Source organism: Blastococcus atacamensis (assembly GCF_002938425.1).
GTDB lineage: Bacteria > Actinomycetota > Actinomycetes > Mycobacteriales > Geodermatophilaceae > Blastococcus > Blastococcus atacamensis.
Genome location: NZ_POQU01000035.1, coordinates 25,382 through 35,466, shown reverse-complemented (window position 1 = coordinate 35,466; position 10,085 = coordinate 25,382). Strand labels below are relative to the sequence as shown.

Genomic DNA, 10,085 nt, shown 5'->3' with positions numbered 1-10,085 from the left:
CACTATTCTTTTCGTCGTGAGCGTCAGATGGTTATAAGGGACAGGCCCCCTGCAGGAAGGCCCGTCGATGCCCGACGCCCCCGTGCCCGTGCCGTCCGCGCGGCGCTTCCGGCCGCCGGTGCATGGAGCCGCCGCGGCGACCGGCGGACCGATCCCGGCGCCTGCTCCCCCGCCCGCTCCCGCGCCACCGGCCGAACCGCCCCGGGGCGGTCTCCTGCGGGGGTTGGTGCGCGCTGTGCGCCCGCAGCAGTGGTCGAAGAACGTGCTCGTGCTGGCCGTGCCGCTGGCGGCCGGCCGGATCGCCGACGCCGACGTCCTCGGTCCGACGCTGCTCGCGTTCGTCCTGTTCTGCCTCGCGTCGGGTGCGGTCTACCTCGTCAACGACGTGATCGACGTGGAGGAGGACCGCCGGCACCCGCGCAAGCGGTCGCGGCCGATCGCCGCCGGGGTCGTTCCGCGCTGGCTGGCCCTGGCGCTGGCCGTCGCCCTCGCGGCGCTGGCCCTGGCCGGGGGTCTCCTGCTGACCCGCCCGGCGCTGGCCTGGGTGATCGGGGCGTACGTCGTCCTGCAGCTGGGCTACTGCCTGGGGCTGAAGAACCAGCCCGTCCTCGACCTCGCGGTGGTCGCCTCCGGTTTCCTGCTCCGGGGCGTGGCCGGGGGCGTGGCTGCCGGACTGCAGCTGTCGCAGTGGTTCCTGCTCGTGGCGTCGTTCGGGTCGCTGTTCATGGTCGCCGGGAAGCGCTACTCCGAGCTGGTCGTCGTCGGAGACAGCGCCAGGACCAGGCGCACGCTGGAGGAGTACTCGGCGAGCTACCTGCGCTTCGTCTGGAGCCTCTCGGCCGGTGTGGCCTGCACCGCGTACAGCCTGTGGGCGTTCGAGATGGGGGAGTCCCGCACCGGCGTCCCGTGGGCGGCGCTGTCGATCGCGCCGTTCGTGCTGGGCATCCTGCGGTACGCCGTCGACGTGGACCAGGGCACCGCGGGCGCACCCGAGGAGATCGTGCTGCACGACCGCGTGTTGCTGGTGCTCGGGCTGGCGTGGGCCGGCGCCGTCGGCGTGGGGGTTGTCGGTGGCTGATCCCGCGACGGTGCCGCTGACAGGGTGGGGCCGCACGGCGCCCACGCCGGCGACCGTGGTCCCGGTGCGGGGCCCGGAGGACGCCGGGACCGCCCTGGCCGCCAGGACGCAGCGCGGGCTGGTCGCCCGGGGGCTCGCGCGCAGTTACAACGACGCCGCTCAGAACGCCGGCGGGCTCGTCCTGGACATGACCGCGGCCGACCGCGTGCTCGACGTCGACCTCGCCGGCGCCGAGATCGAGGTGGAGGCCGGGATCTCGCTCGACCGGCTCATGAACCTGTTCGTGCCGATGGGCCTGTTCGTCCCGGTGACACCGGGGACCCGGTACGTGACCGTGGGCGGGGCGATCGCGGCCGACATCCACGGCAAGAACCACCACGTCGCCGGGACCTTCTCCCAGCACGTGGCCTGGCTGGACCTCCTCACCGCGGACGGCCAGGTGCGCCGGATCGGGCCCGACCGGGACCCCGACCTGTTCTGGGCCACCGCCGGCGGCATGGGCCTGACCGGCGTCATCCTGCGTGTCCGGCTCCGGATGACGCCGATCGAGACCTCGCGGCTGCTGGTCGACACCGACCGCACGCCGGACCTCGACTCGCTCATGACGCTGCTCACCGAGACCGACCACCTCTACGACTACTCGGTGGCCTGGATCGACTGCGTGGCGACCGGTGCCCGGATGGGCCGCTCGGTGCTCACCCGGGGGCGCTTCGCCCGGAGGGACGAGCTGACGGAGAAGCAGCGGGCCGACCCGTTGCGCTACTCGGGTGCGGTCCGGCTCTCCACCCCCGGGGTCTTCCCCTCCGGCCTGCTCAACCAAGCGACGGTCGCTGCGTTCAACGAGGTCTGGTACCGGAAGTCCCCCCGGCACAAGCGGGACCAGCTGCAGACCATCGGGGCCTTCTTCCACCCGCTCGACGGCGTCGGGAACTGGAACCGCGTCTACGGACCCCGGGGCTTCGTCCAGTACCAGTTCGTCGTCCCCCACGGGGGCGAGGACGCGATGCGCCGCGCGCTCATCCGCATCAGCAGCTCCGGCCACGCCTCCTTCCTGGCCGTCCTCAAGCGGTTCGGCGAGGGCAACCCGGGCATGCTGTCGTTCCCCGTGTCCGGCTGGACCCTGGCACTGGACATCCCCGTCGTCGAGGGTCTGGCCGGCCTCCTCGACGAGCTCGACGAGCTCGTCGTGGGAGCGGGCGGCCGGGTCTACCTCGCCAAGGATCCGCGGGTGCGACCCGACCTGTTCGGGCAGATGTACCCGCGGCTCGAGTCGTTCCGGGACGTGCGCAGGCGCGTGGATCCCGAGGGCGTCTTCACCTCCGACCTCGCCAGGAGGCTCTCCCTGTGATCGACGCCCTCGGTTCGATCGGCTCACTGCTCCTCGTCGGTGGCACCTCGGACATCGCCGTCGCCACGGCCCGCCGCTACCTCGCCGAGCGGCCGCTGCGCGTCGTCGTCGCGGCCCGCGACACCCCCCGGCGGGCGGCGGTGGCCGACGAGCTCCGCGGCGCCGGCGGGCAGGTCGAGGTGGTGGACTTCGACGCCGACGACCCGGCGTCGCCGGCCGGCGCGGTCGCCGCCGCGACGGCGAACGGCGACATCGACGTCGCGGTGGTCGCGTTCGGGCAGTTGGGGGACGCCGCCCGGCTGCGCACGGACTCCGTCGCCGCGGCGCACCTGGCGCAGGTCAACTTCGTCGCCGCCGTCGCGGTGGGCACCGAGCTGGCCGGCCGGATGCGGACCCAGGGGCACGGCGTGATCGTGGCGCTGTCGTCGGTGGCCGGCGAGCGCGTCCGGAAGACCAACTACGTCTACGGCTCGACCAAGGCCGGCATGGACGCCTTCTACTCCGGCCTCGGCGACTCGCTGGCCGGCAGCGGGGTGTCGGTCCTCGTCGTCCGGCCGGGGTTCGTCCGGTCGAAGATGACCGAGGGCATGCCCGACGCCCCGCTCGCCACCACGCCGGAGGTCGTGGCCGAGGCGATCGTCGCCGGCGTGCGCGCAAGGCGGCACACGATCTGGGTGCCCGGTGCTCTGCGCTGGGTGATGACCGGCCTCCGGCACACGCCCCGGGCGATCTTCCGGCGGCTGTCCTTCTGATCCTGGCTACCGTCTGCCCGTGACCGACATCCCTTCCTCCCGCTGGTCGGACCTCGGGCGACCCGCGCTGGACGCCGCCGCGCTGCAGTCGGCGCTGACCCGGGACAGCAGCCTGTGGCGCTCGGTCGAGGTGGTGGAGGAGATCGGCTCCACCAACGCCGCGCTGGTGGCCGCCGCCGAGGACGACGCCCCGGAAGGGGCGGTGCTGGTGGCCGAGCACCAGGTCACCGGCCGGGGCCGGCTGGACCGCGCGTGGACCTCGCCACCACGGGCCGGCATCACCGTCTCCGTGCTGCTGCGCCCCGACGTGCCGGCATCGCGGCGGGGCTGGCTCCCGCTGCTCACCGGAGTGGCGCTGGCCGAGTCGGTGCGCGAGGTGACCGGCGTGCTTGCCTCGCTCAAGTGGCCCAACGACCTGCTCGCCCGCGACGGGCGCAAGCTGGCCGGGATCCTGGCCCAGAGCAGCCGGAACGCCGTCGTCGTCGGTGTGGGGCTCAACGTCTCCACCTCCGCCGAGGAGCTGCCGGAGACGGGGACGTCGCTGTCGATGGTCACCGGCGCCACCGTCGACCGGGGCCCGGTGCTCCTGGGGTTCCTCCGGGTCTTCGAGGCGCGGTACCGCCGGTGGACGACGGTGCTCGGCGATCCGATCGCCTCGCAGCTGGCGCAGGACTACCTGATCTGGTCCTCGACGGTCGGCAGCGACGTGGTCGTGACGATGCCCGACGGCTCGACGCTGGAGGGGGTGGCCCAGGCCGTGGACTGGGACGGCCGGCTGGTCCTCGCGACCGCCGCGGGCACGGTGGAGCTGGCATCCGGGGACGTGCGGCAGGTGCGGCGCATGTGACGGATGAGTCCCCCGCCCCGCCGCACTGCACTCACTCAACGGGTTTCAGCCACTACCTCAGCAAGCGTGAGTTCCCGCACCGCGGCGCACCGCCCGCTGGCCCATGGCAACCGATCCCGTCGCGAGGCGCCCCAGCCGGTCGCGAAGATCCGGTCGCTGACCTACCTGGACAAGCTCGGCTCCCGCCCCTCCCCGAGCGGCTGGGTCCGGTTCTGGTGGGCCCGGGCCTGCCGCATCTGGCCGGTGCACGCCCTCGTCACCGCGCTGTTCGGGATCTGGCTGTTCTACAAGGCAGGCACCGGGCGCCCCGGTCCGGTCGCGTACCAGACGGTCCAGCCCGTCCTGGACTTCCCGCACTGGGTCGAGCAGATGCTCATGGTCCAGATGTGGCACCGCGAGGCCCTCGCCGGCTCCAGCTGGGTCGGTCCCGCCTGGTCGATCAGCGCCGAGTGGGCGGCCTACACCGTCTTCCCGGTCCTCGTCCTCGTCCTGTGGCGGCTGCGGAACGCGCACCCGGCCCTGCTGGGTGCCCTAGGGGTCGCCGCGATGGTGCCGCTGGGCTACCTCTCGACCACCGAGACCGGCCTCGACTTCCCCTACGCCTGGGCGCTGCGCATCGGGAGCGGCTTCGTGTCCGGTGCGCTGATCTGCCTCGCCGTCCGGCGCATCCCGCGGACCGACAAGGTCGACCGCATCGCCGGCGGCGTCGCCGTGCTCGCCGCGGCCGAGGTGCTGGTCCTGCTCTGGGCGGACAGCGCGAAGGTCGGCAGCACGAACGACAGCGCCCTGGCCGTCATCGCCTTCCCGGTGATCGTCGGCGCCCTGGCCCTGTCCACCCGGGGCCCGAGCCGGTGGCTCTCGACCGACACCGCCGTCCTCGGCGGCAAGGTCTCCTTCGCCATGTACCTCGTGCACATCCCGGTCTTCGAGATCGGTTACACGCTCATGGACTGGCACCCCCGTCTAGCTCCGGGGACCGGCCTGGGCACCCTCCTCCTGCCCCAGATGTTCATGGCCACGATGGTGCTCTCCTACCTGGTCCACCGGTTCGTCGAGGAGCCCGCCCGCCGGTCGATGCGCGGGTTCGGGCTGCCCGGCCGGTCGGCGGTCCCGGTCCCGCGGGTCTCGGCGGAGCAGCCGGAGGAGCCGGCCCCCTGGTCGCCGCTGGACGCCGCCGACCGGATTCCCGCCGCACGGGCCGGCGTCATGGCCGGCTCCTCCGGCGGCTCCTGACCCCGACACGCGGGCCGCTCGGAGGGTGACGCCCGGGGGAGGCTCCGTCATCCTGGCTGCGTGGCCTTCCCGGACAAGCTGCTCGCCGACGACGAAGAGGTCGTCCGCCACCTGCACCCGCACTGGCTGACGGTCTTCTGGCCGGTGGTCCTGCTGCTGCTGCTCGTCGGAGGCGCCTCCTTCGGCGCCGCCCTGGTCCCCGTGGGCCCGCAGCAGGGGATGATCCGGCTGTCGATCGTGGTGCTGTGCGCGCTGCTCCTGCTGGTGTTCGTCGTCGTCCCGGTGCTGCGGTGGCGGACCACCCACTACGTGGTCACCACCCACCGGTTGCTGTTCCGCGAGGGCGTGCTGGCCCGGCGGGGCCGGGACCTGGGCCTGTCCAGGATCACCGACATCTCCTACACGCAGACGCTGTGGGAGCGGATCATCCACTCCGGCACGCTGACCATCGAGACCGCCGGCGACGGCGGGGCCACCGTGCTGCGGCAGATCCCCGACAGCGACGGCGTCCAGCAGCTGATCGCGTTCATGATCGAGGAGGACGCCGACCGGCGGGCGGCGGAGAACGCCGGGTACGTCCGGGGCGACGACGGCTACGGCCACCCGCCCGAGGAAGGCTGGCGGTCGACCGCCGTCCTCTGACCGCGGCGACCCGATGTGACCGATCGGTCACGGCGCGCCTGAGCGTTTCTGTCGTACCCCCTCCCTACCTTCGGCGGCATGCGGTTGCTGCACACCTCCGACTGGCACATCGGTCGGACGCTGCACGGCACCGACCTGCTGGCCGAGCAGGAGGCGGTGCTCGGCGGCCTGGTCGCCGTCGTGACCGCCGAGCAGGTCGACGTCGTCGTGGTGGCCGGTGACGTCTACGACCGCGCCGTCCCCTCGGCCGACGCCACGGCGGTGCTGGACCGGGTCATCGGCCGGCTGCTGGCCACCGGCGCGCGCGTGGTGCTCACCCCGGGCAACCACGACTCGGCCCGGCGGCTCGGCACCTTCTCCGGCCTGCTGAGCGCCGCCGGCCTGCACGTGCGCGCGGCCACCCCGCGGCTGGACGAGCCGGTGCTGTTGGCCGACGAGCACGGCGAGGTCGCGATCTACGGCATCCCCTACCTCGAGCCCGAGGTGGCACGGCATGAGCTCGGGATCCCCGGTGCCCGCGGTCACGAGGCGGTGCTGCGCGAGGCGATGGACCGGGTGCGGGCCGACCTCTTCCTCCGGCCGGGCGTTCGGTCGGTCGTGCTCGCCCATGCGTTCGTCGGCGGCGGGGTGGCCAGCGAGAGCGAGCGGGACATCTGCGTCGGCGGCGTCGACCTCGTGCCCGCCTCGGTCTTCGACGGCGTCGACTACGTGGCGCTCGGGCACCTGCACCGTCCCCAGACGCTCAGCCCCCGCATGCGCTACAGCGGCTCACCGCTGGCCTACTCCTTCGGCGAGGCGGGGCAGCAGAAGCAGGCCTGGCTGGTCGAGCTGGACGCCGGTGGGCTGGCCGAGGTGCGGGCGGTTCCGCTGCCCACCCCGCGGTCGCTGAGCGTGCTGACCGGGACCCTGGAGGAGCTCCTGGCCGATCCGGCGCACGCTCAGGCCGAGCAGCACTTCGTCTCTGCCCGGCTCACCGATCCGGCCCGGCCTGCGGACCCGATGCGCCGGCTGCAGGCCCGCTTCCCCTTCTGCGTCCACCTGGACTGGACCGCCGCGGGATCGGCGGCCGAGAGCGGGAGCTACCAGGAGCGGATGCGCGGCCGCAGCGCCCTCGAGGTCGCCGGCGAGTTCGTCTCGCACGTCCGGGGGGTGGCGGCGACCCCCGCCGAACGGGAGATGCTGGCCCGCGCGCTGGGCGCCGCCGACCGCGAGGAGGCCGCCCGGTGAGGCTGCACCAGCTCTCCCTCACCGCCTTCGGCCCGTTCCCCGGCACGGTGCAGGTCGACCTCGACGAGGTCGGCCGCGACGGGTTGTTCCTCCTGTGGGGTCCCACCGGCGCAGGCAAGACCACGTTGCTCGACGCCGTGGTGTTCGCGCTCTACGGCCGGGTGCCCGGCGCGCGCGGCGAGGAGAAGCGGCTGCGCAGCGACCACGCCGACCCCGCCACCCGCACCGAGGTGACCTGCGAGCTCACCCTGGGTGCGGAGCGACTGCGGGTGGTGCGCCGGCCCGAGCAGCAGCGGCCCAAGAAGCGTGGCGAGGGCTGGGCGACCGAGCAGGCGAAGCTCGTGGTGTCCCGGCTCACCGACGGCGGCTGGGAGCCGGTGAGCACCCGCATCGACGAGGGTTCGGAGCACCTGCGCACCCGGCTGGGTCTCGACGTGCACCAGTTCTGCCAGGTGGTCCTCCTCCCGCAGGGCGACTTCGCGCGCTTCCTGCGGGCCGAGCCCGAGCACCGCGCGGAGCTGCTGCGCACCCTGTTCGACGTCGACCGGTTCGCCCGCGCCGAGGAGTGGCTCGCCGAGGAGCGCGCGGTCGCCCGTGAGCGGACCGCCGGCCGGCGGGCGCAGCTGAGCACCCTGCTGGCCCGGGTGGCCCAGATCGCCGACGTCGACGTGCCGGAGGAACTGGCGCCCGAGCTCGTCGGCGCCGCCGCGGGTGGCCGGGTGCTGCCCTGGGTCGATGCGGTCGCGGCCGACGCCGAACGCCGCCTGACCGGGGCCGCGGCTCGTGCCGACGCCGCCGCCGCCGAGGTGGCCGCCACGGACGCGGCGCTGGCCGCGGCCCGTGCGCTCCAGGAGCGGCACACCCGCCGCGACCAGGCGACCGCGGAGGTCGAGGCGCTGGAGCAGCGGGAGCCGGCCCTGGCGCCGCTGCGCGCCGAGCGGGATGCCGGCCGCCGGGCCGAGCCGCTCCGCGACGTGCTGCTCGCCGCCGGGACGGCCGCTCTCGCCGCGGAGCGGGCGGCCGGCGCGCTCGCCGCCGCCCGTGCGGCCTGGACCCCGGTCTCCGACGGGCAGGAGGCGAGCGCGAGCGTCGGCCGCGATCTCCGCGACCGGGTCGCCGAGTCCCGCGCGCTGCTGCCGGAGGTCGACCGGGTGGCCGGGCTCGAGCGGTCGATCGCCGCCCTGGACCGGGCCGTCGACGCCCTGTCGCGGCGGTGCGGCTCCGGCGAGCAGGCACTGGAGGCGTTGCCCTCCCGCGTGCGCGCGCAGGAGGAGCTCGTGGCCGTGGCGCGGTCCGCCGCGGCGGAGCTGCCGGGCGCCCAGGCGGCGCTGGACGCCGCCCAGGCGGCATTGACCGCGACGCGGGCGGCCGAGCGGCTGGACGGCCGAGTGGTCGCGCTGCGGGAGGACGTGCGCCGTGCCCGCGACGCGCGAGCCGACGCCCGGGAACGCTGGCTGGACTTGCGCGGGCGGCGGCTGGACGGCATGGCCGCCGAGCTGGCCGCCGGGCTCACCGACGGCGAGGACTGCCCCGTCTGCGGCGCCACAGAGCACCCACGACCGGCCACCGCGGCAGGGGAGCGCATCACCGCCGTCGACGAGGACGCCGCCCGGACCGCCGCCGACGAGGCGGACTCGGTCCACACCGCGGCGGCCGGCCGGCTGGAGGAGGCCGGGCGCGAGCTGGCCGCCCTCCGGGCGCGGGCCGGCGAGCTGCCGGTGCCCGAGCAGGCCGCACGCGTCGCCGAGCTGACCTCCACCGTCCGGACCACGTCGACGCTCGCCGCCGGTCTTCGGGCGGCGGAGGACCTGCTCCGCCGGCTGGTCGCCGAGCGCGAGGAGGTCGCGGCCCGCCTGGCCGGCGACCGCGAGGAGCTGGTGGCGCGGAGTGCCGAGCGCGAGGCGCTGGCCGCCGGGCTCGGCGAGCTGCGCGACCGCCTCGAGGCCGCCCGGGGCACCGACCGCGACCTGGCCGCGCGGGTGACCCGGCTCGCGGCCGCGGCCGCCGCCTGCGAGGCCGTGACCGCCGCGGAGACCGAGGAGCTGCGCGCCCGGGTGCAGGCCGACGCGGCCCGTCGCGCGGCCGAGGAGCGCGCCGTGGCCGCCGGCTTCGACGACGTGCTCGCCGCTTCCGACGCCCTGCTGGAGCCCGGCCGGCTGGCCCGGCTCGACCGGCAGCTCGACGAGCACGACCAGCGACTGGCCGTGCTGCGTGCGGTGCTGGCCGACCCCGAACTGGCCGATCTGGGCCCGCGGCCCGACATCGCCGGTCTCGAGGACCGGTGCGCCGGCACCACCCGCGGACGCGAGGAGGCGGTGGCGCAGCTGGAGCAGGCCCGCCGCTGCACCAGCTCGCTGACCGACGTCGTGGGGCGGATCGCCGCCGCCGAGCTCGAGCTCGCGGAGCTGCGCGACTGGGCCGACCAGGTCACCGCGCTCGCCGACCTCACCCACGGGCGCGGCGCCAACACCCGGAAGATGCGGTTGCAGTCCTTCGTCCTCGCCGCCCGGCTGGAGCAGGTGGCCGAGGTCGCCAGCCGCCGGCTCCTGGACATGTCCGGTGGCCGCTACACGTTCCTGCACAGTGACGCCCAGGGGCGCCACGGCGCCCGCGGCGGCCTCGGGCTCGACGTGTTCGACGAGTACACCGGCGCTCGGCGGCCGACCAAGACGCTCTCCGGTGGCGAGAGCTTCATGGCGTCGCTGGCGCTCGCGCTCGGCCTCGCCGACGTCGTCACCGCCGAGACCGGGGGTGTCCGCATCGACACCTTGTTCGTCGACGAGGGGTTCGGCACGCTTGACGCGCAGGCGCTCGACGCGGTGATGACCGTGCTCGACGAGCTCCGCCGGGGCGGTCGGACGGTCGGGGTGATCAGCCACCTGGAGGAGCTGCGCACGCGCATCCCCACCCGGCTCGAGGTCATCGCCGGCCGGAACGGGTCCCGCCTGGCCGGCTGAC

The 10,085-nt window shown here is 74.9% G+C and carries 8 protein-coding genes; all 8 read left to right on the top strand.

The features are described 5' to 3' along the window. The first annotated feature begins 67 nt into the window (after window positions 1-67). The 8 genes from C5508_RS10340 (at window position 68) to C5508_RS10305 (ending at window position 10,084) form a co-directional block, all read left to right on the top strand. Window positions 68-1,078, top strand: a complete 1,011-nt coding sequence (locus tag C5508_RS10340) for a decaprenyl-phosphate phosphoribosyltransferase (protein ID WP_104524858.1) — start codon at window positions 68-70, stop codon at window positions 1,076-1,078. Then, window positions 1,071-2,426 (top strand): FAD-binding oxidoreductase, encoded by a 1,356-nt coding sequence (locus C5508_RS10335; protein ID WP_232797042.1) that lies wholly within the window; start codon window positions 1,071-1,073, stop codon window positions 2,424-2,426. Before C5508_RS10340 ends, C5508_RS10335 begins: the two co-directional genes overlap by 8 nt. Beyond that, the gene (locus tag C5508_RS10330) at window positions 2,423-3,178 is read left to right on the top strand and encodes a decaprenylphospho-beta-D-erythro-pentofuranosid-2-ulose 2-reductase (RefSeq protein ID WP_104524857.1); all 756 of its coding nucleotides are present in this window, start codon (window positions 2,423-2,425) and stop codon (window positions 3,176-3,178) included. The genes C5508_RS10335 and C5508_RS10330 overlap by 4 nt, the downstream gene beginning before the upstream one ends. Window positions 3,179-3,197: 19 nt before the next feature. After that, window positions 3,198-4,025 carry a biotin--[acetyl-CoA-carboxylase] ligase gene (locus tag C5508_RS10325; protein ID WP_232797041.1) on the top strand — a complete coding sequence of 276 codons (828 nt, stop codon included), beginning with the start codon at window positions 3,198-3,200 and terminating at the stop codon, window positions 4,023-4,025. A gap of 66 nt (window positions 4,026-4,091) precedes the next feature. Next, a complete protein-coding gene (locus tag C5508_RS10320) occupies window positions 4,092-5,258 on the top strand; it encodes an acyltransferase family protein (protein ID WP_198598009.1) in 1,167 nt (388 codons plus the stop codon). Window positions 5,259-5,318: 60 nt separating this feature from the next. Beyond that, window positions 5,319-5,900: a PH domain-containing protein gene (locus tag C5508_RS10315; RefSeq protein ID WP_104524855.1), complete on the top strand. Its 582-nt coding sequence runs from the start codon at window positions 5,319-5,321 to the stop codon at window positions 5,898-5,900. 78 nt (window positions 5,901-5,978) lie between these two features. Then, the gene (locus tag C5508_RS10310; RefSeq protein WP_104524854.1) at window positions 5,979-7,127 is read left to right on the top strand and encodes an exonuclease SbcCD subunit D; all 1,149 of its coding nucleotides are present in this window, start codon (window positions 5,979-5,981) and stop codon (window positions 7,125-7,127) included. After that, on the top strand, window positions 7,124-10,084 hold the full coding sequence (locus tag C5508_RS10305; RefSeq protein ID WP_104524853.1) for an AAA family ATPase: 2,961 nt from the start codon (window positions 7,124-7,126) through the stop codon (window positions 10,082-10,084). Before C5508_RS10310 ends, C5508_RS10305 begins: the two co-directional genes overlap by 4 nt. The last annotated feature ends 1 nt before the right edge of the window (window position 10,085 follow it).

Coding starts and splice junctions, on each gene's coding strand:
- C5508_RS10340 (WP_104524858.1), top strand. CDS start 68: ATGCCCGACGCCCCCGTGCCCGTGCCGTCCGCGCGGCGCTTCCGGCCG.
- C5508_RS10310 (WP_104524854.1), top strand. CDS start 5,979: ATGCGGTTGCTGCACACCTCCGACTGGCACATCGGTCGGACGCTGCAC.